Annotated in this window: 18 protein-coding genes and 1 pseudogene; 3 read left to right on the forward strand and 16 right to left on the reverse strand. The window is 66.2% G+C overall.

Annotated elements, in window-relative coordinates; genetic code table 11:
- Positions 1 to 12: 12 nt before the first annotated feature.
- Positions 13 to 930, reverse strand: coding sequence for a pirin family protein (locus XH79_RS21915; protein ID WP_212340252.1), 918 nt, complete (start codon positions 928 to 930; stop codon positions 13 to 15).
- A gap of 332 nt (positions 931 to 1,262) precedes the next feature.
- On the opposite strand from XH79_RS21915, the gene XH79_RS21920 reads away from it, so the two are divergent.
- Positions 1,263 to 2,324: an AraC family transcriptional regulator gene (locus tag XH79_RS21920; protein WP_271582882.1), complete on the forward strand. Its 1,062-nt coding sequence runs from the start codon at positions 1,263 to 1,265 to the stop codon at positions 2,322 to 2,324.
- 212 nt (positions 2,325 to 2,536) lie between these two features.
- Positions 2,537 to 3,964 (forward strand): serine hydrolase domain-containing protein, encoded by a 1,428-nt coding sequence (locus XH79_RS21925; protein WP_271582883.1) that lies wholly within the window; start codon positions 2,537 to 2,539, stop codon positions 3,962 to 3,964.
- A gap of 51 nt (positions 3,965 to 4,015) precedes the next feature.
- Here the strand turns inward: XH79_RS21925 and XH79_RS21930 are convergent, their stop codons facing one another.
- Complete coding sequence (locus XH79_RS21930; RefSeq protein ID WP_271582884.1) at positions 4,016 to 5,383, reverse strand: MmgE/PrpD family protein; 1,368 nt, start codon at positions 5,381 to 5,383, stop codon at positions 4,016 to 4,018.
- Between the two features lie 124 nt (positions 5,384 to 5,507).
- Between XH79_RS21930 and XH79_RS21935 the strand changes: the two genes are divergently transcribed.
- Positions 5,508 to 6,623, forward strand: a complete 1,116-nt coding sequence (locus XH79_RS21935; protein ID WP_271582885.1) for an FUSC family protein — start codon at positions 5,508 to 5,510, stop codon at positions 6,621 to 6,623.
- A 61-nt stretch (positions 6,624 to 6,684) separates the two neighbouring features.
- On the opposite strand, the gene XH79_RS21940 is transcribed toward XH79_RS21935, so the two are convergent.
- From XH79_RS21940 to dnaA, 14 genes and pseudogenes are all read right to left on the reverse strand, one after another.
- Positions 6,685 to 7,998, reverse strand: a complete 1,314-nt coding sequence (locus XH79_RS21940) for an SMI1/KNR4 family protein (protein ID WP_271582886.1) — start codon at positions 7,996 to 7,998, stop codon at positions 6,685 to 6,687.
- Between the two features lie 71 nt (positions 7,999 to 8,069).
- Positions 8,070 to 8,728 (reverse strand): annotated as a pseudogene (locus tag XH79_RS21945) (2-hydroxychromene-2-carboxylate isomerase).
- Positions 8,725 to 9,213: a DUF2867 domain-containing protein gene (locus XH79_RS21950; RefSeq protein WP_271582887.1), complete on the reverse strand. Its 489-nt coding sequence runs from the start codon at positions 9,211 to 9,213 to the stop codon at positions 8,725 to 8,727. The pseudogene XH79_RS21945 and the gene XH79_RS21950 overlap by 4 nt, the downstream one beginning before the upstream one ends.
- On the reverse strand, positions 9,210 to 10,604 hold the full coding sequence (locus XH79_RS21955; protein ID WP_271582888.1) for an MATE family efflux transporter: 1,395 nt from the start codon (positions 10,602 to 10,604) through the stop codon (positions 9,210 to 9,212). Before XH79_RS21955 ends, XH79_RS21950 begins: the two co-directional genes overlap by 4 nt.
- Positions 10,605 to 10,925: 321 nt before the next feature.
- Positions 10,926 to 12,221 (reverse strand): UDP-N-acetylglucosamine 1-carboxyvinyltransferase, encoded by a 1,296-nt coding sequence (gene murA / locus XH79_RS21960; protein ID WP_271582889.1) that lies wholly within the window; start codon positions 12,219 to 12,221, stop codon positions 10,926 to 10,928.
- 262 nt (positions 12,222 to 12,483) lie between these two features.
- Positions 12,484 to 12,948 carry a hypothetical protein gene (locus XH79_RS21965; protein WP_212340278.1) on the reverse strand — a complete coding sequence of 155 codons (465 nt, stop codon included), beginning with the start codon at positions 12,946 to 12,948 and terminating at the stop codon, positions 12,484 to 12,486.
- Between the two features lie 162 nt (positions 12,949 to 13,110).
- Positions 13,111 to 13,788 carry a phospholipid scramblase family protein gene (locus tag XH79_RS21970; RefSeq protein ID WP_260387238.1) on the reverse strand — a complete coding sequence of 226 codons (678 nt, stop codon included), beginning with the start codon at positions 13,786 to 13,788 and terminating at the stop codon, positions 13,111 to 13,113.
- A gap of 294 nt (positions 13,789 to 14,082) precedes the next feature.
- Positions 14,083 to 16,518 (reverse strand): DNA topoisomerase (ATP-hydrolyzing) subunit B, encoded by a 2,436-nt coding sequence (gene gyrB, locus XH79_RS21975; protein ID WP_271582890.1) that lies wholly within the window; start codon positions 16,516 to 16,518, stop codon positions 14,083 to 14,085.
- Between the two features lie 283 nt (positions 16,519 to 16,801).
- Positions 16,802 to 17,485 (reverse strand): hypothetical protein, encoded by a 684-nt coding sequence (locus XH79_RS21980; protein WP_271582891.1) that lies wholly within the window; start codon positions 17,483 to 17,485, stop codon positions 16,802 to 16,804.
- A gap of 141 nt (positions 17,486 to 17,626) precedes the next feature.
- Positions 17,627 to 19,780, reverse strand: coding sequence for a hypothetical protein (locus XH79_RS21985; RefSeq protein WP_271582892.1), 2,154 nt, complete (start codon positions 19,778 to 19,780; stop codon positions 17,627 to 17,629).
- Positions 19,781 to 19,895: 115 nt separating this feature from the next.
- A complete protein-coding gene (locus XH79_RS21990) occupies positions 19,896 to 20,639 on the reverse strand; it encodes a hypothetical protein (protein WP_271582893.1) in 744 nt (247 codons plus the stop codon).
- Between the two features lie 101 nt (positions 20,640 to 20,740).
- The gene (recF, locus tag XH79_RS21995) at positions 20,741 to 21,886 is read right to left on the reverse strand and encodes a DNA replication/repair protein RecF (protein WP_271582894.1); all 1,146 of its coding nucleotides are present in this window, start codon (positions 21,884 to 21,886) and stop codon (positions 20,741 to 20,743) included.
- Between the two features lie 203 nt (positions 21,887 to 22,089).
- Positions 22,090 to 23,208: a DNA polymerase III subunit beta gene (gene dnaN, locus XH79_RS22000; RefSeq protein WP_271582895.1), complete on the reverse strand. Its 1,119-nt coding sequence runs from the start codon at positions 23,206 to 23,208 to the stop codon at positions 22,090 to 22,092.
- A 263-nt stretch (positions 23,209 to 23,471) separates the two neighbouring features.
- On the reverse strand, positions 23,472 to 24,884 hold the full coding sequence (gene dnaA, locus XH79_RS22005) for a chromosomal replication initiator protein DnaA (RefSeq protein WP_212340286.1): 1,413 nt from the start codon (positions 24,882 to 24,884) through the stop codon (positions 23,472 to 23,474).
- Positions 24,885 to 25,169 lie beyond the last annotated feature (285 nt).

Here is a 25,169-nt window from a genome sequence, read left to right on the forward strand (position 1 = left end):
GACCGGATTAGCCTATTCCGGCAGCGGAATGAACTCATGTTCCTGCGGAACCGCGGCGAAGCGGCCGGTTTTCCAGTCCTGCTTGGCCTGCTCGATCCGCTCCTTGCTGGAGGAGACGAAATTCCACCAGATGTGGCGCGGGCCCTCCAATGCATCGCCGCCGAGAAACATCATCCGCGTTGCCTTGAGCGCCTTCACCGTGATGCGGTCGCCGGGCCGGAAGATGAGGAGCCGCGGCCCCTCATAGCGTTCGTTCGCAATCTCGACCTCGCCGTCGACGAGATAGATCGCGCGCTCCTCATGATCGGGGTCGAGCGGCACGCTCGCCCCTTCGGCGGCCGTGACCTCGGTGTAGAACCAGGGCGACACCATCGTGACAGGCGAGGTGATGCCGAAGGAGGAGCCCGCGATCACGCGTGCTGTGAAATCGCGCTCGGAGATCATCGGCAGATCGCCCGCCGCATAATGCTGGAAAGAAGGCGCGATCTCCTCGGACCCAGCCGGCAGCGCGATCCAGCTTTGCAGGCCCAGCATCTTCTGGCCCGAGGCGCGCTGCGCATCCGGCGTGCGCTCGGAATGCGCGATGCCGCGCCCGGCCGTCATCAAATTCATCGCGCCGGGCGCGATCTCCTGGACGTTGCCCTCGCTGTCGCGATGCATGATCGCGCCATCGAACAGATAGGTGACGGTGGCTAGCCCAATATGCGGATGCGGCCGCACGTCCATGCCCTTGCCGGAGACGAACTGCACCGGGCCGAAATGATCGAAGAAGATGAAGGGCCCGACCATCTGCCGCTTGCCGTGCGGCAGTGCCCGGCGCACCGCAAAGCCGTCGCCGAGGTCGCGCGTGCGTGGCACGATGACGAGATCGAGCGCATCGCAGGATTTGGGATCGCCGAGCACGGGATCGTTGTCGGGCATCCAGCTCATGGGTGGGCTCCTTTTTGGCTTTCTTGCGCGCGATGGTAGCAGGAATTTGCAGCGCCGTCGCGACAAAGCCGGAACCCGACGTCACAGGTGCGATAGCGCTGTATTCCGCTGTCGTGCTCCACGACGAGCGGCCGTAGGGTGGGCAAAGGCGCATTAGTGCCGTGCCCACCATCTTTCTCCGATCGAGAAGAAGACGTGGGCACGCTCCGCTTTGCCCACCCTACGGTCCGTGAAACCGGGCGATGACAGTTGTGGATGCGGATGGTCCTTGAAAAAAGGGGCGCAACGAACGATGTTCGGCGAAATTCCACCGCGCCCGATCGCATCGCCCGATGACACTTGCTGCAACCGAGCTCGTCTTCCGTGCTGCCAGCGTCGCGCTGCTGCTGGTGCTGGCGACGTCATTGGTCTCGGATTTCCGCAACGTGCTGGCAGCCCGCCTCGGTGCGGCCTTCGCGCTCGGCTCGGCCGCGCATGCAGCGAGCTATTCGGTGGACGTCACGTCACCAATCCCGCTCCTGCATGCACCGCTGATCGCGTTATCGACAGGCACCGTCGTGGTGTTCTGGCTGTTCACACGCTCCCTGTTCGACGATGAGTTTCGCCTTCGCTGGTGGCACGGATGGGTCTGGGCGCTGGTGACGGCTTTCAGCTTCGCAGGTTGCGTCTGGATTGCACCCAGCGGCCATGTGCGGTTCTCGGTGACGATGGTCAATCTGATCGTGCTCGGTTTCATCGCGCTTGCGGTCGGGCAGATGATCGCCTCCTGGCCGGCCGACCTGGTCGAGCGACGCCGCCGCGTTCGCGTCTTCATCGTCTGCGCAACCGCGCTCTATGGCGGGCTGAACGCGGTACTCCAGATCGCGGTCGCCGGCCAGCACGTCAGCGATGTCGCCGAAACCATCAATGCCGGCGTGCTCGCCTGCATCGTCGCGGGAATCGTCTATTCCATGATGCGCGTTGACGGGGCGGATCTGTTTCCGGCCGCGGCGGAGCCCGCACCCCCTGACGTTTTCAGTCAGCCTGCGGCCGATGACGCCGCCGACCAAAAGCTCATCGATGCGCTGATGCGCCTGATGGCGGACGAGCGGATCTATCGCCAGGAGAACATCACCATCGGCGTGCTGGCGGGCCGGCTGAAAATTCCCGAATACCGGTTGCGTCGGCTCATCAACCAGCGGCTCGGCTACCGCAATTTCAATGTGTTCCTGAACAACCACCGGATCGAGGAGGCCAAGGCCGCGCTCGCCGATCCCGCCCAGGCCGAGGTCCCCGTCATCACCATCGCCATGGACGCCGGCTTCCAGTCGCTCGGCCCCTTCAACCGCGCCTTCAAGGCGGTGACGGGCGTGACGCCGACGGAGTACCGGCGGCTGAAGGTCGGGGTTGCGTGATGGGTCCTTCGCCTCTCCCCGCCTGCGGGGAGAGGGAGCGGACCGCCGGCGCGGCGATAACTTTCCCTGGAAGCCAAGGCTTTGAAATAGCTTGCTTATTCCAAAATCGGCCAGCCTCGCCCAGTTTCAGCCAGCCCATTTTTCAAATCCGGCGAGCATCCACCGTCCGCATCCCGCTTCCTCCAGCCACATCCCCCAGCCGGAGAAAGCCCGTGACCCGCCGCCGCAAGATCATCCTCATCACCACCACCATCGCCGCCGCCGCCGGCCTCGCGCTCGCCGCCGCCCGGGCCCGGGACGTCCCGAAGGTCGCGACCGGCTTCGTTGCCGACATCCTCTGCTCCGAGACCTTCGTCTCCGGCCTCGATCCCGTACGCAACTTCACCGAGACCACCGACGCCATGCCCGGGACCAGCCTCATCACCTGGGCGATGGACACCCGGGTCGATCGCGTGCGCAAGGACGTCACGGTCACGCTGTTCGGCATCGGTCGCAGCCACGCGGTCTATCGCGAAGGCCTCGGCTGCACGCTCGACCACGGCGCCGGAATTGCCGTCGAGCCGCCGGCGGACGACAGGCAGCCGGGCTTGCTGCCCGAGATCGCGGCACCCTCGGTCGTTCCGCCGCAAAGCCCCGAACTGGCCGCCGCGCTCGATCGTGCCTTCACTGAACCCGCGCAGCCGCCGCACCGCCGCACCCGCGCCATCGTCGTGATGAAGGCCGGCCGCGTCATCGCCGAGCGCTACGCCGACGGCATCGGCCCCGAGACGCCGCTGCTCGGTTTCTCCATGACGAAATCGGTGGTCTCCGCCCTGATCGGCGTGCTGGTGCGCCAGGGCAGGCTGAAGCTCGATGGACCCGCGCCGGTCGCCGCCTGGAAAGATCCCGATGATCCCCGCCATGCCATCACCGTCGATCAGCTGCTGCGCCACACCGCGGGCCTTGCGCTCGGCAGCTCGCTGGAGGCCTCGCTCGGCTCCGCCTTCGAGCCGGTCAACCGGATGAAGTTCGTGGAGAAGGACATGGCCGCCTATGCCGAGACCATCCCGCTCGAGACCGCGCCCGGCACCGCGTGGAACTATCATGATGGCAATAGCCTCATCCTCTCGCACCTGATCCGCGTTGCTGCCGGCGGCAGTCCCGCAGACGCGCTGCGCTTCGCGCGCCGCGAATTGTTCGCGCCGCTCGGCATGCGCCATGTCGTGCTCCAGCTCGATGGCTCCGGCACGATCGAAGGGTCGGGCGAGATGCTCGCCTCCGCACGCGACTGGGCGCGCTTCGGCCAGCTCTATCTCAATGACGGCGTTGCCGGCGGCAAACGCATCCTCCCCGAGGGCTGGGTGAACTACTCCGCGACGGCGACGCCAAACGCGTGGGTCGGCATCGGCGCCGGCTTCTGGACCAACCAGGGCGACAGCTTTGGCGCAAAATTTCGCGTGGAGCATGGCTGGCCGCGCGATGCCTTCTTCGCCAAGGGCACGATCGGGCAATACACCATCGTGATCCCCTCGGAGAAACTGGTGATCGTGCGGATGGGGCGCTCGCCGAACGCGCCGCCGCAAGCCGACGGCGTGTTCGATCTGGTGCGCGACGTGGTGGCGGCGACGCGCGAAAAGGGAAAGATGGCGGGGGTGAATTGAGGTCTTTCTTACCCTCCAGGGGAGGGTGAGAAGCGGCTGCGGCTCTAGCTCTTACCTCCCCAACTCCGTCGCCTTGGCCACGCGGTCGAACCGCTCCAGCGTCATGATCGCATCGGCAAACTTCTCCGCGCGCGCGTTCAGCACCGGGCGGGCCAGCGTCAAAAACTTCTGCTGCATCGCCTGGGTATCCGGGAACGAGGTCGGCTCTCCGGACGGATCGGCATAAAGCCGCTCATGGACGCCGTCGTCCGTGGTGATGCTGACGCGCGCGCCGAAGGGATGGGTGCGGCCGACCTCGAGGCGATCGTCCTGGACCACGTCGAACTTGTCGGCGAGCGCGTCGATCGCGGCGTCGCCAAGGCGGCCATAGTCATCCCAGCCGAACGAGCCCTGGTCGAGCGCGAGCGCGCCGGTGAAGAACATCGAGAACTGGCCGCCGACGATCGAGCGCGGGTGGCGCTTGGTCGCGGCATCGCCGGTGAGCGTGATGCCGTTGCGATGCAGGCCGATCTCGACGCGCTTGATCTGGTCCGGCGTCAGATTGTGCTCGCGCCGCATCGCGATCAGCGCGTCGATCGCGGCATGGGTGTAGCGGCAGCTCGGATACGGCTTCACGCCGATCTTCATGGTCTCATAGGTCTTGCCGAGCTCGGCCACCGCCTTGTCCGGATGCGCGTCGTCGGTGTAGCCGGCGAGCAGGCCGTGCTTGCCCTCGACCGATTCGGTCGCGCCGACGAAATCGTTGCGCGCCAGCGTCGCGGCGATCACGCCGTTCATCGCGGCGGCGCCGACCTGGTAGCGCTTGTTCCAGGCGCCGTTCATCAGGAATTGCAGCGAGCCCGCGGCCTGGCTGCCGGAGACGCCGAACGCGGCGATCAGCTGCTGCTCGCCGAGGCCGAACAGCTTGCCGGCCGCCGCGGCGGCGCCATAGGTGCCGGCGGTCGCGGTCGGATGGAAGCCGCGCGCATAATGCGAGGTCGGATCGAGCGCATTGCCGAGCCGGCAGCAGACCTCATAGCCCGCAACAATGGCGGTCAGCACGTCGCGTCCCGATGCACCCACCATCTCGCCGACGGCGAAGGCGGCTGGAACCACCGGCGCGCTCGGATGCAGCGAGGAATCGGCGTGGGTGTCGTCGAAGTCGAGGGAGTGGCCGAGCGCGCCGTTGAGGAGCGCCGCGACCGCGGGCGTCCAGGTCTTGGTATCGCCGAACACGGTGGACTCGCCTTTGGTGTCGAGCGCCAGCGCCTCCAGCATCTTCAGCATCGATGGGGTCGATTCCGCCTCGCGCCGTGCCCGGATGGCGCTGCCGAGGAAGTCCAGCGTCAGCACCTTGGCGCGCTCCAGCACCTCCGCCGGAATATCCTGGTATTTCAGGTTGAAGACGTAGGCGGCGAGCGTTGCGGTTTCGTGGGCCATCGTGTTTCCTCGTTTTGGCGGGCAAGTTAGGCGGGCTGATTTGGCCTTTCAAGCGGCCTTGCGGCCGCGGGCATCAGCTATGCTTTTGCCTGGGCGTATGAGGAACGGACCGGGATAGTCGAGCATGGCATTCGCAGGGAAGGTGTTCGACCTGATCCGGTCGCGGCGAACTCAGCTGGGGCTCGCGATCCGGGTCACGGTGGCCGCGACCGCGGCCTATGCCATCGCCACCGCTTTGCATCTGCTATTGCCGCTCTGGGCGGTGCTGACCTCGCTGATCGTGACCCAGATGAGCGTCGGCCGCTCGCTGAAGGCGACGCGCGACTACGTGCTGGGCACGATCGGCGGCGCCATCTATGGCGGCACGATTGCGATCATGATCCCTTATTCGAGCGAGGCGGGCCTGCTCGGTCTGCTCGTGCTGTCGGTCGCCCCGCTCGCCTTCATCGCCGCGATCAATCCGAGCCTGAGCGCCGCCACCGTGACCGCCGTGATCGTGCTGCTGGTTCCGACCATGCATCATTCCGATCCCATGACCTCGGCGATCGACCGCGTCAGCGAGGTCGGCGTCGGCGCCATCACGGGCCTCTTGGTCTCGTTCCTGGTGCTGCCCTCGCGCGCGGTGCGGCAGATTCGTGCCGCCGCCGCGCAATTGCTCGAGCTGATCGCCGATGCCCTCACCGAATTGCTCGCTGGCCTGACGCGCGGCCGCGACAACGACGCGCTGCACCTTATCCAGGACGGCATCGGCACGGCGATGGTCGGCATGAATGCGATCGGCGCCGAGGCCGAGCGCGAGCGTGCCGCGCGGCTGTCGAGCGGGCCCGACACCGGCCCGCTGCTGCGCACCGTGCTGCGGCTGCGCCACGACGTCGTGATGATCGGCCGCGCCACGGTGGTGCCGCTGCCGGTCGAGGTGCAGATGCGGCTTGCAGCGCCCCTGAATGAGGTCTCGACCGTGATCGCGCGCTTCCTGCGCTCGGCCGCCGCGGCCTTGCGCGAGGGCGCCGGAGCGCCGCCGATCCATCCCGTGCACGTCGCGCTTCAGCATTACGCCGAGGCGGTCGCATCCGTCCGTCATGACGGCCTGATCCGCGGTCATCCCGGCGACACCGCCGAGCGCTTCTTCGCGCTCGGCTTCTCCCTGGAGCAGATGCACCAGAATCTCTGCGATCTCGACCGTGTCGTCGGTGAATGGTCGGAAATCGCAACCGACAAGTCCGTGCGCGTGGCGGAGTAAGCAGAGCGCTTTCAAGCGAAGTGGATGCCGGTTCGCGAAGAAAACGCGTCAAAATAGAGTGCTAAAGATCGAAGAACGCGAGCTGCGTTGCGTCGCGCCGCTCGATGCCGTCCGTCAACGCTTTCAGCGCGATGTCGAAGCTCGGCTGCTTCTGCTCCAATTCCCAGGCGCCGTCGTGATCCCATTGGAAGCACCAGCCATAGCGCTCGCCGGGCTCGAGATGGAGCAGCAGGCAGCGGGTGACCTGCGAGGGTTCGGCGATCGGAATCAGATGCTTCAATGAGACGCCGTACGCCTTCCGGAAATAGGCGCAGGCCTCTTCGAGCTCGTCCTCTGAATAGGCGATGAAGTCGAGGACATTGCGCAGCTGCGCGGCGAGCTCGCCCGGCGCATAGAAGCGCAGCTCGGAGGAGGATTCGGGCAGGCGCACCAGCAGTTCGGTCTCGCCCCGGGTCCGCAGGAAGTCGCGATAGTCGTCGGGCAGCCGGACGCCGAGCGTCTGCTCCGCGGCGCTGATATCCGCGTCGCTGACCGGCGTGGCGGGTCTCCAGCGCCAGCCCTTGGCCGATGTCCCCGCCTTGCGCCGCGCTGCATATTCCGCATATTCAGGAAACAGCATGATGACGTCGTAGCCGCCGAAGCGCGACCATTGATAGGCGTCGTCGAAGGCCTCCTCCCGCCGCTCGGGAAAGAAGCCGCAGAGAAGTTCGGCACGCTGGCGAATGCGATCATGGCTCGGGGCGGTCCGGCATAAATGCTCGACGATCGCCAGCGCAGCGGCCGGATTGCTGGCGAGAAGATAGAGGCCGCTCAGCAACTCCAGGATCTCTCCCTCGAGGTCTCGCTCCGAGATGGACCATGCATAATGCGCCTGTCCGGCGGCCCGCCGTGCGTTGAGCGCATCGCGTGCCTGCTCGGCATAGCGCAGGGTCTGCGCGAAGTCCTCGCCTGCGGTCTTGCCGTGATCGGCGACGAGCAAGAGATAGAGCGGCTCGTGCTCGGCCGGCGTGCCCCTGAGCGCTGCGATCTGCTTCGCCTGCTCGGCCAGCGGCGAACCGAGCACCAGGATCATCAGCTCATCGAGCCCCTTCTGCCAGTCCGGCTTTGCCTGGGGATCAGGTCCGAGGTCGCGCAGCGTGTAGTTGGTATGATCAGTCTCGACATAGCCGGACGCAACGAGCTCGGCGGCATGGCGGCGGAACGCCGCGGCGGCGTCCTCGATGTCGGAAAAGTCCTCGCGCAGATATTGCTCCGAGTCCGGATCGTCCTCCCGGTTCATGCGGACGCCGATCACCATGGGATCATTGCCCACGATCAGCATCAGCTCGCGATCGTCGTCGCCGGGCGGGCGATGGAAGAACTTTGCCAGATGCATGCGACCTCCGAAGGCGCCGCCGGCATCGGGGCGCCACGTCTCAGTCGCTCGCTCGAAGCAACCGGTTCACGTCAGCCGGGCCGGCGCCGCGCGAGGCCCTTGCCCTGCATGCGCCAGAGCAGCAGGTCGATGCGGTCCTGGCCGAAGAACGGCTCGTTCTCGAACACGAAGGTCGGCACGCCCCAATGGCCCGAGGCGGCGTGGTCCTTCTCGTTCTCCGCGATGACCTGCTCATAGCGATCCGGGTCGGCGGTGATCGCTGCATCCATCGCGGCGAGATCGAAGCCCGCGGCTTTGGCAGCACGCGCGAGATGGTCGCCCTCGTTCCATCCCGAGACCGAACCGTCCCACAGCACGCGGCGATCGCGTCAGTGAAGACGAGCGAGCGTCCCTCGAGCTGCGCCATGGCGCCGAGGCGCGTCAGGCGATGGATGTAGGGCTGCTCGGCCGCGACCTCGAGCGTCGTCAGGTCCTGCACGACCGGATTGGGCCGGGGAAAGCGGAACGGAATGCCCTCATGCTCCGCCACGCGCGTGCTGTCGAGGACCACGTAGCGGATGAATTGCGGATTGGTTTTCTTGAAGAAGCCCGGCACGCGGATCGCCAGCGGATAGACCGGACGCAGGTTCACTGCGAGATCATACTCTTTGACCAGCTTCAGTGTCTTGGGCAGCGCCAGATAGCTGAAGGGACTGCGGTAGGAGTAGAAGAGGTCGACGGACAGCGTCATCGGGCCGGCTCCACGATGCGACCCATCATGCTGCGGACCACGAGCTTGTGGAAGGGCATGATCAGCGCGAGATAGGTCCGGCCCAGAAGATTGTGCGTGCGCACCAGCGTGGTCGAGGTCACCTGGCGGCGCGCGGCATCGCCCGTCACGTCGACGACGAGGCGGAAGTCGAGATGAGAATCGTTGAAGCCCGCGACCAGCTGCTCCGGCGTCTCGCTCACCACCGGAAACAGGCCGATCAGGCCGTGCGGCGCCGGCGCGCCTTCGCCCGAGGTTTTCAGCCCGAACGGCGTCACCAGAATGTTGCGCAGCCGCAGCAGCACGTCGATCCAGCGCGGTCCGTGCAGCACCATCCGGACGCAGGCCTCGCGCGCATCGATCCTCGCCGCGCCGATCTCGACGCGAAACGCATCGATGAACTGCGCGCCCGCCAGCACCGCGCCGGCGTCGACATTGGGAGTGACTTCGCGGACCGTCCCGATCATCCCGCCAGTTTGCGCGCCAGCATCCGGAAGCGCAAGATCAGCAGGCCGGCATAGACGAACGAGCCGATCGAGAACCCGATCCAGACGCCGACCGCGCCCAGTCCCGCGTGGAAAGCCAGCACCCAGGCGACGGGAAAGGCGACGCACCAATAGCCGATCGCTGCGAACACCAGCGTCATTCGGGTGTCGTTGATGCCGCGGAGCGCCCCGCCCATGATGGTCTGGAGGCCGTCGGCGATGAAGAAGCTCGCGCCGACCAGCAGCAATGTCGCCGTCAGCTCCACCGTTGCCGCGCTGGCCTCGCCGCGGCCGAAGAACAGCCGTCCGAGCTCGTAGCGGCCGAGCACGATCGCGACGGTCAGGGCGGAGACGAACGCGATCCCGAGCACCGCTGCGACGAGACCCGCGCGCCTCACCGCGACCATGTCGTCGCGGCCGAAGGCGTGGCCGACGCGCACCGTTGCCGCCATGCTGATGCCCAGCGGCACCATGAACAGCACGGCGGTGACCTGGAGCGCGATCTGGTGCGCGGCGAGCGCCGTGGTCGAGATCAGCCCCATCAGCAGCGCGGCCGAGGAGAACAGGCCGTATTCCAGCAGCAGGGAAAACGAGATCGGCGCGCCGACCGCGACGAGCTGGCGCATCAAGGGCCAGTCGATCCGCCAGAGACGGGCGAGCGGATGATAGTCGGCGAACGGTTTGCGCAGCCCTGCGATCGCGAGCGCGGCGAGGAAGGTGCCGAGATTGACCAGCGTGGTCCCAAGCCCCGCACCGAACAGGCCGAGCTCCGGCAGCCCGAACCGGCCGTGGATCAGCGCATAGACCAGCACGGCATTGACCGGGATCGCTGCGACCGTGATCCACAGCGGCGCCTGCGGCCGGTTCACCGCGCTCATCATGCTGCGCAGCGCGATGAAGCCGAGGGCCGGCGCGATGCCCCAGGCAAGGCCGTTCAGGTAGCGCTGCGCCAGCGCGGCCGATTGCGGCACCTGACCGAGCGCGAGCAGGATCTGCTCGCCATAGAGCGGCGAGGCCATCATCGGCAGCGAGATCAGCAGCGCGGCCCACAGCCCGACGCGCAGGGAGCGGCGGATGCGCCTGACATCGCCGGCGCCGAACGCCTGCGCCGCCAGTGGCGACACCGCGGACATCAGGCCGAGCCCGAAGGTGAAGCTGACGAAATACACAGTGTGCGCCAGCGCGGCGGCGGCGACCGCGCTCTCACCGAGGTGACCGATCATCGCGAGATCGGTCGTGATCATCGCGATCTGCCCGAGCTGCGTCAGCATCATCGGCACGGCCAGCCGCAGCGTCTCGACGAACTCGTCGGCGAGACGGCCTTGCGGCACGCCGGCTTGCGGCTGCGCATGATGTTGGACGGTGTCGAGCATGGCGGCTCATTAGCACAGCCACACGTCGAAAACATGGCCCGTGTCCCGGACGCAGTGCAGCGCGTAGCGCTGCTCCGCAGAGCCGGGACCCAGAAGCCAGCAGCGCATCACCGATGGGCTGCGCTGCGTCCGGGGCACGAGATGGGTGTGGGATGCTCTATCCGCTAGCTCGGAATCGTAGGGTGGGCAAAGGCGCACTTGCGCCGTGCCCACCACCTGTCAAATGCTGCACGGAAGCCGTGGGCACGCTTCGCTTTGCCCACCCTACGATACTGTGGGAAGGGCACCACCTTCTCCCACAAGGGGAGAAGGAAGAAGCCCTCAGCTCTTCCGTTCCGGCACGCGCTTGATCTTCGCGCCCAGCGCGTTCAGCCGTTCCTCGATGCGCTCGTAGCCGCGCTCGATCTGGTCGGCGTTGTTGATCGTGGACGTGCCCTCGGCGCAGACGGCGGCGAGCAGCATCGCCATGCCGGCGCGGATGTCGGGCGAGATCATCGATGCGCCGCGCAGGCGGCTGGGGCCTGCGATGATGGCACGATGAGGATCGCAGAGAACAATTCTTGCGCCCATCGCGATCAGCTTGTCGACGAAGAACATCCTGGATTCGAACATCTTCTCGAACATCAGGATCACGCCTTCGCATTGCGTGGCGGTGACGATCGCGATCGACATCAAATCGGCCGGGAAGGCCGGCCACGGCTGGTCCTCGAGCTTGGGCACATGGCCGCCGAAATCGTCCTGGATCTTCAATGTTTGATTGGATGGCACGATGAGATCGTCGCCCTCGACCCGGCAGACGATGCCGAGCCGCTCAAAACCCATGCGGATCGAGCGCAGATGCTCGACGCCCGATCGCACGATGCGAAGCTGCGAGCGCGTCACGGCGGCAAGGCCGATCAGCGAGCCGACCTCGATATGGTCGGGCTGGATCCGGTAGGTCGTTTCTCCCAGCGTCGCCGGACCATGGATGACCATGGTGTTGGTGCCGATGCCCTCGATCTTGGCGCCGAGCGCGACCAGGAAGTTGGCAAGGTCCTGCACATGCGGCTCGGACGCGGCGTTGCGTAAATATGTGACGCCGTCCGCGGCGACCGCCGCCACCAGCGCGTTCTCGGTCGCGGTCACGCTCGGCTCGTCCAGGAACACGTCGGCACCGGCGAGCTTCGCCGCGCGGAATTCGAGCCGGTCGGTCGCGGTGACCTTCGCGCCGAGCTGTTCGAGCGCCAGCACATGGGTGTCCAGCCGGCGCCGGCCGATGACGTCGCCGCCCGGCGGCGGCAGCATCACCTCGCCGCAGCGGGCGAGCAGGGGACCGGCGAGCAGGATCGAGGCGCGGATGCGGACGCACAGCTCGGGGTCGAGGTCGGCGGCGCGGATGCTCTTGGCATGGATGTGAAGCGTGTTGCGCCCCGTCCATTCCGCGGAGGCGCCGACCGAGCGGATCAGCTCGACCAGCGTCTCGGTGTCGCGGATCCGGGGCACGTTCTCCAGCGTCACCGGATGCTCGGTGAGCAGAGCGGCGGCGATGATCGGCAGCGCCGAATTCTTGTTGCCGGACGGCTCGATCGAGCCCGAGAGCCGGTGACCGCCCTCGACGATGTACTGGATGGGCGCCACGGGGATCTCTCCGTCCTGATGGGTTGGGGCGGGCTGCTTTGGAGGCGGAAACTATAGGGAATTGAGCGCGGTAGCAATTGTGCAGGGCGCGATTCGGAGCCTGCTTGCCGGCCTTGGAGACGCCGCCAGACCCTCATGGTGAGGAGCGCGGAACGCGCGTCTCGAACCATCAGAGGCCCGGCTTTCGCCCCCGGCTATCCTTCGAGACGCCCGCTGTCGCGGGCTCCTCAGGATGAGGACCTGAGTTCGTGGCAGGCGCCCGTCAAAGCAGTCCGATGATATTTCCCACCACATAAAGAATGACGATCAGCATCAGCACGCCCATGGCCAGGAAGGAGATTTCGACGGCAATGGCGCCGGCCCCGAGCGCGGCTGCGACGCCTGAAAGGAGCCTCTCCTCGCGAAACACGAGGGCCAGGACCGAGAGCAGGATGGCAAGCAGGCCGAGCGAGATCGCGCCGATCGAGGACGCCTCCCTCAGCTGGCTTCCCGTCGACTTCTCCCGCGGCGGGGCCTGGTACTCGACGCCCTTGACGCGCGCGATCAGGCGATCCTTCAGGCGATGGCCGGTATCGACGATCACCTTGTCCGCCGGCGGTGGCGGGTAGATCACCGGGATGACCCAATGTGGCAACACGGCCGCGATCAGCGCCAGCACGCCGACGATGCTACCGATCACGCCGAGACGGCGGGAGGGGAGGGCAGGGCTGGTTGCGGAGGCGGTCATGGCGTGGCGCTGTCCCGGCCGGAATTGGCCGCTGGGTTCATGCCATTTGGTCGTGATGGCGGAGGGTGAGGTTCAGGGGCTGCGGCTCTAGCCCGGTTGCTCGGTGTTGCCGCGACGGTGATCTGCTTCCTCTCCCGCAAGCCGGAGAGCTTACATGGGGCTTCAATTGCGGAACAAATTGATTGCGCCGCCCTCGCCTTTGACTTCGAAATACATGAGATCGATGTAGATCGCAGCCGCAAGAACCAGCGCTCGTTCATCTTCTGTCAGGCTGCGTTCCAGATACTCCACCAGAAAATTATCGCGGTCGGTGAAAAGTTCAGCGCCGAGGCCGGACCATTTTTTCGCAACGCGCGCGTGCTCTCGCCCTCCGCGCATGAACGGAAAGGTCCATACGCGCCAAAATGGCGAACTGACTTCGAGCACCACTCTCCCCTGCGCATCGTGCACATGGAAGGTCTTGGTGAGAATCGAAAACTGACGCTCGATGGTTCCGATGAGGCGGCCGTCGCGCGAACGCAGCTCCAGACACTGAAAGAACCAGCGGAAGGGATGAATCCCGCGCATGACCGGCTGTCGGGCGCCGTCGAAAAAATGAACCTCAAAAGAGCGCCAATGCCCAAATGCCTGGCGTCCGAGGAAGCCGAGAATTCCCTTTTGCTGTTCGGCCGCATAGAGCAGATCGCGGCCATTTTCATCGCGGATGCGATACTTGTTGCGGGTTTCGAAGCCGAAGAGTTCGGCCATTTCGAAGACCTGCTGCACGTACATTTGGCGCTGCTCGGCTAAAATCGGCAACATGTCGCTCGGACCTCTTCCAAGATCTGCCTTCAGGTCCATCGCGCCGGCTCCACATTGGCTCCGGCGCCCTCGTCCAGCGAGCTGCGTGAAATTCGCGTCGGCAACGTGGCACGCGGCCGATGGGCCTACGCCACTTCGTCGCGATTGCGGAGGGTGAGGTTCAGGGGGGCAGTGGGAACAGATGCTTCTGCCAGGAATTCGCTGCGCTTCCTCCCCCGCTTGCGGGGGACAGCCTCACGGGCTTGCACAGGTGCCGTAGGTGGGCAAAGGCGGCAAAGCCGCGAGACGTGCAGCGAGAGCTCGGCTAGCAGATCAGACCTAAAGCCACCAGCCTCAGATATCGATCGTCGCGCTCAGCGAGTGTTCCTGGATGAAATCGCGGCGGGGCTCGACCACGTCGCCCATCAGCTTGGTGAAGATGTCGTCGGCCTCGTCGACCTCCTTGACCTTCACCTGCAAGAGCGAGCGCACCTCGGTGTCGAGCGTGGTCTCCCACAGCTGCTCCGGGTTCATCTCGCCGAGACCTTTGTAGCGCTGCAGCGTGATGCCCTTGCGCCCCGAATCCGTCACCGCCTCGAACAGGTCGGACGGACCGTGGACCACGTGCTCGCTGTCCTTGCGCCGCAGCTTGCCGGAGCGGGCGTAAACGTCCTGAAGCTTCGTCGTGTACTCGTCGAGCTTGCGGGCCTCGGCCGAACCGAGCAGCGCGTCGTCGATAACAGCCGATTCCTTGACGCCGCGCACGGTGCGCTCGAACAGGAAACCCTGGCCCTCGACGAATTGTCCGACCCAGCCGCGCTCGACCTCCTCGGCCTGGTTGTCCAGGCGGCTCGCGATGTATTGCGCGGCAGCCGCGGCATTCTCCGGATTGCCGTAGATCGACTTGTTCAGCACGCCGGTGATGGCGGCCTGCTCGACCACCTTGCGGTTATAGCGGCTGTGCAGATTGCGCAAAATGCTGCGGACCACGCGGGCATCGTCGACCAGCGCGCGCAGATCGCGGCCGGAGCGATCGCCACCGGTGCCGGGGATGTACACGCAGTCATCGAGACCGGCGTCGATCAGATAATCTTCCAGCGCGCGCTCGTCCTTCAGGTACTGCTCGGACTTGCCGCGCGAGACCTTATAGAGCGGCGGCTGGGCGATATAGAGATAGCCGCCGTCGATGATGTCGCGCATCTGCCGGTAGAAGAAGGTGAGCAGCAGCGTGCGGATGTGGGCGCCGTCGACGTCGGCGTCCGTCATCACGATGATCTTGTGATAGCGCAGCTTCTCGACCGAGAAGTCGTCGCTGATGCCGGTGCCGAGCGCGGTGATCAGCGTGCCGATCTGTTCCGACGACAGCATCTTGTCGGGGCGCACACGCTCGACGTTGAGGATCTTGCCGCGCAGCGGCAGCACCGCCTGGAATTCGCGGTTGCGGCCCTGCTTGGCGCTGCCGCCTGCCGAGTCGCCCTCGACGATGAAGAGCTCGGACTTGGCCGGATCCTTTTCCTGGCAGTCGGCGAGCTTGCCGGGCAGCGAGGAGACCGAGAGCGGGCTCTTCCGCGTCAGCTCACGCGCTTTTCGCGCGGCTTCGCGGGCGGCGGCGGCCTGGATCACCTTGCCGACGATCATCTTGGCCTCGGAGGGGTGCTCCTCGAACCAGGCCTGGAGCGCCTCGTTGAGGACGTTCTCGACCACGGGACGCACTTCCGAGGACACCAGCTTGTCCTTGGTCTGCGACGAAAATTTCGGGTCCGGCACCTTCACCGACAGCACGGCCGTCAGGCCTTCGCGGCAGTCGTCGCCGGTCAGCGCGATCTTTTCCTTCTTCGCATTGGCCTCGGCATAGCCGTTGACCTGGCGCGTCAGCGCGCCGCGGAAGCCGGCCAGATGGGTGCCGCCGTCACGCTGCGGGATGTTGTTGGTGAAGCACAGCACGTTCTCGTGGTAGCTGTCGTTCCACCACAAAGCGGCCTCGACGCCGATGCCGTTGGCTTCCGAACGCACCATGATCGGCGTCGGCACCAGCGCCTTCTTGTTGCGGTCGAGATATTTGACGAACTCCTCGACACCGCCGGAATAGTACATCTCCTCGCGCTTCTCGACCGCGTGGCGCATGTCGGAGAGCGCAATGTTGACGCCGGAATTGAGGAAGGCGAGTTCGCGCAGGCGATGCTCGAGCGTGGCGAAATCATATTCGATGTTCTTGAAGGTCTCGGTCGAGGCCAGGAACGTCACCTCGGTGCCGCGCTTGCCCGGCGCGTCGCCCACGACCTTCAGCGGTGCGACGGCATCGCCGTGGGCGAACTCGATGTAGTGCTCCTTGTCGTCGCGCCAGATGCGCAAGCCGAGCTTGCTCGACAGCGCGTTGACGACAGAGACGCCGACGCCGTGCAGGCCGCCGGAGACCTTGTAGGAATTCTGGTCGAACTTACCGCCGGCGTGGAGCTGGGTCATGATGACCTCGGCCGCCGAGATGCCTTCGCCCTTGTGGATGTCGACGGGAATGCCGCGGCCGTCGTCGCGCACGGTGACGGAATTGTCGGCGTTGAGGATCACGTCGACGCGCGTCGCATGGCCCGCGAGCGCCTCGTCGATCGCGTTGTCGACGACCTCGTACACCATGTGGTGCAGGCCCGAGCCGTCGTCGGTGTCGCCGATATACATGCCCGGGCGCTTGCGGACGGCGTCGAGACCCTTGAGCACGCGGATCGATTCCGCACCGTATTCGCTCGGATTGGAGGGCTCGTTTTCGGCAGCGGGCTGCCGAGCAGGTTCTGTCATGAGAGGCCTTCGAAATGTCGCCCGAATCAGCGGCGCAAAAGGCGCTGATTTGCGAGCTATTTGTGCCATGAAAGACCGCTTGCGCCTAGCGCAAAGTATCTTCCGGCAACCCTTTGAGCAGATAGGGTTTTTCTGCCGGTTTTCAAGGCTTTTGAAGGCCGATTCGGAGGCTCGCGAAAAGCCCGATTCGAGGCGCCGTTTTGGGCCTCTGGAAGGCGTGGTTTTTGCGGGGCGCAGAGGCCTGTTCCGAGCCGCCGTGGCGCCCCGGAACAGGCTACTTGGTTCAGTAGATCTGGGACGGCTTCTTGTCGTCGCTGAGGCTCCAGGCCTCGCCTGAGGCCAGGGTGACGGTATCGGTGCGCAGCAGAAGGCCCCACGCGCGCAGCTCGTAGGAATACGTGCCGGGCGGCAGATCCAGCGTTTGTGGATGATTTTCGCCGCCAGCGATCTCAATGGTTTGATCGTTGATCACAAGCGAAGCCACGTCTGGCCTTAGGTAGCCGAATATCAGCCGCGCTTGTCCTGATGTCGGCAGGACATTGGCCTCGGCCGCGGCCTCCGGATTCCTTTGCGCCAGGCTGACCGTGGTCTCGCCCTTGGCGCGGCCAAGCTTCAGGGTGGCCGGTCCCTTTGGGGAGGCGAAGGCCAGTTGCACGCGATCGGCGGCGATCACCGCGTCGTCCGGCTTCTCCTGCCAGCCGCGCTTTCCGAGCTCCCTTCGGTAGAAGGCCAGCACCTCGCCGAGCTCCGCGGGCACGCGCGCTTCGATCTCGAGCCGGAGCGGGGCCTTGGCGCCATGGGCCTGCGTGGTGTGGAATTGGCTGAAGCTGCTTTGCTTCGGTGCCGGCATGGCGACGTCGGGATCTGCCGTCAGCGGCTCCTTCGAACAGCCTGCGAGAAGAGTGAGGGCGCACGCCAGCAGCCGCCATCGTGCCGGGACCTTCGTCCCGCGCCTTGCCGTCGTCATGCTCGCTCTCCAGGGGTGTCGCGCGTCGTGATCTTCGCGCGATGCAGCGGCTGCGACACACCTCGCCGCCGCTTCCAGACGACTAGTCGCCTCGGGAACCGGACAGGTTCAACCTGGCCGTTACAGGCACAGGCGGCGGGATCAATACATCTGCAGCGGCAGCACCTCGCCGGTCGGACCCACCATGAGGCCCCAGGCATCGCCGGCGGCGACCGTGAGGCTCTCGGTGCGGGCCGGGCGCCCAGGCATGCGCAGCGCGTACTGGTATGTCCCGGGCGCCAGATCAAGCATCGGACCTTTCGGCGATTGCGGGCCGCCGGCGCCGGCCGCGATCTTGACGGTCTGCTTGTTGATCGTGAGCGATGCTTCCTTCGGCCCGATATTGCCGAACATCACCCGGGCCTGGCCCGGCTTGGGCATGATGTCCGCCTTGGTCGCGGCATCTGGATTCTTCTGCGCCAGATTGACCGTGGTCTCGCCCCTGGCGCGGCCGAGCTTGAGCACCGCTGGTCCCTGCGGCGAGGTGAAGTCGATCTGCGCGCGCTCGGTGGAGACAGTCGCGCCCTCGGTCTTTTCCTGCCAGCCGAGCTTTCCAAGCTCGGTGCGGTAGAACGCCAGCACGTCGCCGAGCGGGGCCGGGATGCTGGCTTCGAGCTCGCGGCGGAACGGCATCTCCGTGCCCGGCAGCTTGGTGGTGGCGAGCGAGGTCGACGACCGCTGCGTCGGCACGGGCAGCTGGGATTCGGGATCGGGCTTGAGCGGCTCGGAGGATTTGGCCTGCACCTCCGGGACGGCCGCGGGCTTGGCGGCAGCCACGATGAGGCCGGAACCGTTGGCGCTGACATTCACCTTCGGGCCCATCTGCATCACGGTCATCGAGATCGACTTGCCGGCCTTTGAGAACGTCATCACCGCCATGTTGGGCTGGTTGATAACGGAGGGCTGCTCCTTCCAGCCCGCATTCTTCAGCGAAGCGCGGTAGAAGGTGCCGAGCGCCTTCACGCTCGAGGTGGAGGAGAATTCCAGCCGGCCGTCGCCGCCTTCGAACTTCACGCTCTCGGCGGTCTCGGGCAGCGGCACCGGTGTCTTGCTGTCGGCGAGCGCATTGAGCGGCGCATCGGACAGCGCGGCCGCCTGCACCTTGCGCCGCGCTTCGTCGGCGGCGATGAGCTGCTTGGCCGCACCTAGCGCATCCCCAAGGAATTTCTCGTCGGCTTCCTTCTTCGCCTTGGCGCGGGAGGCGAGTGCGGATTCCTTCACCTGCGCGGTCAGGCTGACCATGGTGAAGTCATATTTGCGGCCGAGCCGCAGCACGCCGGTTTCATCAGCGTTGGAGATCTTGATCGCGACCTCGTCGCCGGGCGCGAGCGGCGCGCTGCCGTCCTCCTGCCAGCCGCGCGCGGCGAGCTCGCGATGATAGAACGCCAGCACCGCCGGCAGCTCGGCCATCGCGGCCGCCGACATCTCGCGCTTGTTGGAGTCTGCGCTGCCGAGGCTCTTGGCCGTCTTGGTCGGGCTAGGCCGCGGCAGGCCGGCAAGATCGCCATCGGCCTTGAGCTCGCCGGGCAAGGCGAACGGCGCGACGCGGATGTCGACATTGGTGCGGCCGTCTTCGCGGCGCGTCAGCGTCAGCATGACGGGCTTCTGCCTGTAGAAGCCAGTGACCTCGCTGTCGGCATGCTCGTAGAACGCGCGCACGCCGTTCGGAACGGTCTCGTCCAGGCTGCTCGTCCAGCGCGCCGCCGTTTCCGGCGTGAGCTTGCGCCAGCCGATCGCGTCCATCTGGGTCTTGTAGAATTCCGATGTCGCATCGAGCGCGCTGGGCGCGACGCAGCCGAGATAGGGCCTCGTGCCGTCGAACATGATGTCGCTCGCACCGTCCGGGAACGGCACGTTCGAATAGATCCGGTCGGTCGAGTAATAGACCACGGACTGGTCGGGCCGGCCGAGGGCTTGCGTGAAATGAACGGACAGGCCCTGCCGTCCCTTCTTGAAATTCAGCGTGGTGCTCTTCTCCTCCAGCGGGCGCACATAGGGCACCCAGCCGTTCGCGCTGAGGAGCTTCTTCACCGCCGGCGATGTCACCGCTTCCGGCGTCGGCATGCGATATTCGACGCGATATGGGTCGGGGCGCGACGTATCCTCCACCGCGCCCTCGAGCTGCGGCAGCGCGTGGACGTCGACGATGCCCTCATCAGCGGCGGCCGCGATCGAGCAGCTCGCCATCAGGAAGAGGCCGCAGGCAAGCAGCCGCCAGCGTGCCGGGACCTGCGTCCCGCGCTTGATCATCGACATCGCCAAAACTCCTGGATTTCGCGCGGGTCGACCCCTCGCGCAATTGCAGGCTGCGACCCCATGGGCGCGGCCTCAGACGAGGAGTCGCGGCAGGAACCCGTGAGGTTCAAAAAGCTCAATAGAGCAGGAGCGGCGACCATGCCTCGCCGTCGCGCCCGATCGTGAGCTCCCAGGTGTCGCCGGCTGCGAAGTTGAGGACTTTCGTGGTGACCGGATGGCCAGGCACGCTCACCTCGTAGGCGTATTTGCCGGGCTGCAGATCCAGCGACACCGCACGGGTGCCGGCGGCTCGCTTGAGGGTCTGGTCGTTGATGCTGAGCGTGGCTTCGGTCTCGCTGATATTGGAGAACACCAGCATGGCCTGGCCGGGCTCGGGCATGACCCTCGCGTTGGCCGCGACGGATGCGTTTTTCTGCACGAGGTTGACATTGGTGCCGGAGTCCTTGCGGTCGAGCGCCAGCATGCCGGGTCCAACCGGGGAGACGAAGGCGAGCTGGACGTGATCGGCGGAGACCACCGCGCCATCGTGCTGCTCCTGCCAGCCGAGCTTTCCGAGCTCGGTGCGGTAGAAGGCGAGCACGTTGCCAAGCTCGGCGGGCACGGTGGCCTCCAACCTGGTGCGAAGCGGCGTCTCGACGCCCTGGACGACGGTGGTGTGGATTCCCCTGTAGCTGTAGCGGGTCGGCGCGGGCAGCTTGGTGTCGGGATCCGGCGTCAGCTCGGCCGAAAACAGTGCTGACACATGCGCCACCCAGGCGCTGGCGCTTGCCGCAAGCAGGCAGCTTGCGAGCAAGACGAGGCCGCACGCAAACGCCCGCCATCGTGCCGGGGCCTGCGCCCCGGACCTTACCGTCCGCATCTCACTCTCCAAGAGATTGCGCGTCATCTCATCGCGCGGTGACGGCTGCGACACCGTCGGCGCGGCCTCGCACAGCTAGTCGCTGACGGAACCGGGCGGGTTCAATGCGAAGGCGACCGGGCCGATACGCGTCCGCTCTCGACGTCAAACACCTCGCCGCCGGCGCCAATCTCGGCGAAGGCGGCGGGGTCCGCGCCGGTCAGCCAGACCTGCGCGCCCAGCTTGCGCAGCTCGTCGAACAGCGCGGCGCGCCGGTTCGGATCGAGATGGGCGACGACCTCGTCGAGCAGCAGCAGCGGCACGATGCCGGTCATCTCGGCGACCAGCGTGGCGTGCGCCAGCACGAGGCCGATCAGCAGCGCCTTCTGCTCGCCCGTGGATGCGTCGCGCGCGGGCATGCTCTTCGGCGCGTAGATCACCTGGAGATCGGTGAGATGCGGGCCGTCGGTGGTGCGGCCGGCGATGGCATCGCGCGGCCGGTTGTCGCGCAGGATCTGGCGGTAGCGGTCCTCGACCGAGGTCGCGGTCTCGGTCAGAAGCGCGTTCTCCATCCAGCCGTCGAGCGCGATCTGCGCCGACGGAAATGCGGAAGCTTGCGCGCGCGCATTCAACATGCCGGTCAATCGCGCTGCGGTCTGGCCGCGCGTGGCGGCGACCGCGACCGCAAGCTCGGCGGTCTCGCGCTCGATCGCGTCACACCAATGGTCGTCGTAATTGCGCGTCTCGAGCAGGCGGTTGCGCGAGCGCAGGGAACGCTCCAGCGCGTTGATGCGGCTGGAATGCTCGTTGTCGATGGCGAGCACCAGGCGGTCGAAGAAGCGCCGGCGCTCGGAGCCTGCGCCCATGAACAGCCCGTCCATCGCCGGCGTCAGCCACACCATGCGGATGTGGTCGCCGAAGCTGGCTGCCGAATTCACCGGCTCGCGGTCGATGCGGCAGCGCCGGCTCACAGTGCTGTCCGCGCGCGGCGCATCGATGCCGGTGCCGAGCGTGGCGAGCCCCAGCGCGCCCTCGACCTGCGCGGAGACCGCCCAGGAGCCGTCGCCCTGGTTGTCGGCGACGTCTTCCAGCGTCGCGCGCCGCAGGCCCCGGCCCGGCGACAGGAACGAGATCGCCTCGATGCAATTGGTCTTGCCCGCCCCGTTCGGCCCGACCAGCGCCACCATGTCAGCCGCCGTCTCGAGCCCCGCCGCCCGATAATTGCGAAAATGCGTCAGCGTCAGGCGATGAATGCGAGAGGGGGTCATGAGTTGTTCGTCGTGAACGCGCGCTCTCCCTTTGCGGGAGCATGCCGTAGGATGGGCAAAGGCGCGCTCTGCGCGCGCCGTGCCCACGTCTTGCTTTGATCCGTGCCGTTGCATCGTGGGCACGCTTTCGCCTTCGCTCTTCGAGCTACGGCGCAAGCTTTGCCCACCCTACGGCTCCGATGGATGGTGAGGGAGCACCCCCCTCACACCCGCATCGGCATCAGCACGTACAGCGCGCTCTTGTCGTCGCGGTCCTGCACCAGGGTAGGCGAGCCGGGGTCGGCGAGCCGGAGCGTTGCGACCTCGCCTTCGATCTGGGCGGCGATGTCGAGGAGGTAGCGGGAGTTGAAGCCGATATCGAGCGCGTCGGAGGCGTATTCGACCTCGAGCTCTTCGGTCGCGCTGCCCGAATCCGGGTTGGTCACCGACAGCACCAGCTTGCCCGCCGACAGCGACAGTTTGACTGCACGGCCGCGTTCGCTGGAGATGGTGGAGACACGGTCGACCGCGTTCTCGAAATCCTTCTTGTCGACGACGAGCTCCTTGTCGTTGCCTTGCGGAATGACGCGGCCATAGTCGGGGAAGGTGCCGTCGATCAGCTTCGAGGTCAGCACCACGTTGCCGATCGTGAAGCGGATCTTGGCCTGCGACAGCTCGATCGTCATCTCGGCGTCGGTGTCCTCGATCAGGCGCTGCACCTCGCCGACGGTCTTGCGCGGCACGATCACGCCGGGCATGCCCTCGGCGCCCTTGGGCTGGACGAGGTCGAGCTGGGCGAGGCGGTGGCCGTCGGTGGCAACGCCGCGCAGGGTTGCGGCCTTCGCGGTGCCCGCGGCATGCAGATAGATGCCGTTGAGATAGTAGCGCGTCTCCTCGGTCGAGATCGCGAACTGGGTGCGATCGATCAGCCGCTTGACGTCCTTGGCGGCGAGCGAGAACGAATGCGACATGTCGCCGGCGGCCAGATCCGGGAAATCATTCTCCGGCAGCGTCTGCAGCGTGAAGCGCGAGCGGCCGGCGCGGATCGCCAGCACGGCGCGATCGCCATCGGCTTCCAGCACGATCTGCGAGCCGTCCGGCAGCTTGCGCACGATGTCGTAGAACATGTGCGCCGGCACGGTGGTGGAACCGGCGGTGGCGGTTTCCGCCGCGAGCGTTTCCGTCACCTCGAGGTCGAGGTCGGTCGCCTTCAGCGACAATTTGGCGTTCTCGGCGCGGACCAGCACGTTGCCGAGGATCGGGATCGTGTTGCGGCGCTCGACCACGCGGTGGACATGGCCCAGTGACTTCAGGAGTTGCGCGCGTTCGACCGTAACCTTCATTTCACTACTCGCCCGATCCCCAAGGAAAACTCAGCGTTGAGAAGGCCGGGCGGCGGGACGCGCGCCACGGCACCGAAGACCCCGAAAAGCCGGATCATCCAGCCGATATGACCAAAGCCGTCAGGGTCGCGCAAGGTGGCTCGGATGGCCCCCGGATTCAAGGGATCGGGGGGCAGTTCCCCACGATTAACAGCCTCAAACGAAGACCGCCGCCCAGGCGTGGCCGGGGCGGCGGGAGAAGGGCGGGGAGGAGGCCTAGGCCTTTATTCCTGAAGCTGGCGCTTCAGCGACTCCACTTCCTCCGACAGCGCGGTGTCCTTGGAGACCAGCGCCTCGATCTTGCGCACGGCATGCAGCACCGTGGTGTGGTCGCGTCCGCCGAAGCGGCGGCCGATCTCGGGCAGCGAGCGCAGGGTCAGCGTCTTGGCGAGGTACATCGCCACCTGGCGCGGGCGGACCACGTTGGCGGTGCGGCGCGAGGACAAGAGGTCGGAGCGGCTGACATTGTACTGCCGGGCCACCACGCGCTGGATGTCCTCGATCTTGATCCGCTTCGGCTCCTGCGGCCGGACCAGGTCGCGCACCTCGCGCTCGGCCATCTCCAGCGTCACCGGCTGGTTGTTGAGCTTGGAGTGCGCCAGCAGGCGGTTGATCGCGCCTTCGAGGTCGCGGCCGTTATGGGTGATGGTGCGCGCGAGATAATGCAGCACCTCCTCCGGCACGTCGAAGGTCGCATGATGGGCGCGGGCGGCGGCGACGCGCGACTTGAGGATGCCGTGGCGCAGCTCCTCGCCGAGCGAGCCCATCTCGACCACGAGGCCGCCGGCAAGGCGCGAGCGGACGCGGTCATCCAGGCTCTCGAGGTCGGACGGCGGACGGTCGGCCGCGATCACGACCTGGCGGCCGGCATCGATCAGCGCGTTCAGCGTGTGACAGAACTCGGCCTGGGTCGACTTGCCCTGCAGGAACTGCAGATCGTCGATCACGAGCACGTCGATGCCGCGCAGCGCTTCCTTGAAGGCCAGCGCCGTCTGCGTCTTCAGCGCGGCGACGAAGCCGTACATGAATTTCTCGGCCGTGAGATACAGCACCTTGCGCTCGTTGCCGGAATTGCCGGCCCAGGTCACCGCCTGGAGCAGATGCGTCTTGCCGAGGCCGACGCCGGCATGGATGTAGAGCGGGTTGAACATCACGGGGTCGCCGCGGCGACCCTCGGCGACCTGACGCGCGGCCGCATGGGCCAGCGTATTGGAGCGGCCGACGACGAAGCTCGCAAAAGTAAGGCGCGGATCGAGCGGCGAGCCGCCGAGCGCGTCATGATTGGCCGAGACCGGCGCGGTCGCGGTCGAGCGCAGCTCGGGTGCGGGGGCGCGGCGTGCCTCGACCGGCGCGGGCGCTTCCTTCGGCTGCACCACCGGGCGCACCGCGGAACGGACCGTGAGGTCGATGCGATGCACTTCCGGCATCTCGGCCTGCCAGCACGACAGCACGCGCTCGGCATAATGGGCCTGGATCCAGCTCTTCAGGAAGCGGGTGGGCACCGAGAGCCGCACGCTCTCCTCCTGCACGCCTTCGAGATCCATGCGAGCAAACCAGCTCGTATAGACGTCCTCGCCAACGCTCGAGCGCAGCCGACCCTTCACGCGTGACCAGCGATCCTGTTCCGATGTGTTCATCGTCAAAACTTCTCTTGAGAGCTCAGATTGAATTTGTGAGCGCCATGCAGGGTTCCTGCCGGAATCCCCGGAATGGCGCGACCTCAAGCGAGTCCATCGTCAGACATGGCTCGACCGTTCGGCGCGAAGCGCCGCGGGTCAGATCAGCGATGTCATTGATGGAGGGGTCGCGAGGTCAGCGCGTACTCGACGCGCCCGTGCACGTAGGAGGCTGGCCACAGGACGGATCGGAAACGGCATCGTCGAGCGATGGAACTTGAATCAATACCGCGTTGAATCCGTAGG

The sequence above is a fragment of the Bradyrhizobium sp. CCBAU 45389 genome, from assembly GCF_028128625.1.
Classification (GTDB): Bacteria; Pseudomonadota; Alphaproteobacteria; order Rhizobiales; family Xanthobacteraceae; genus Bradyrhizobium; species Bradyrhizobium liaoningense_B.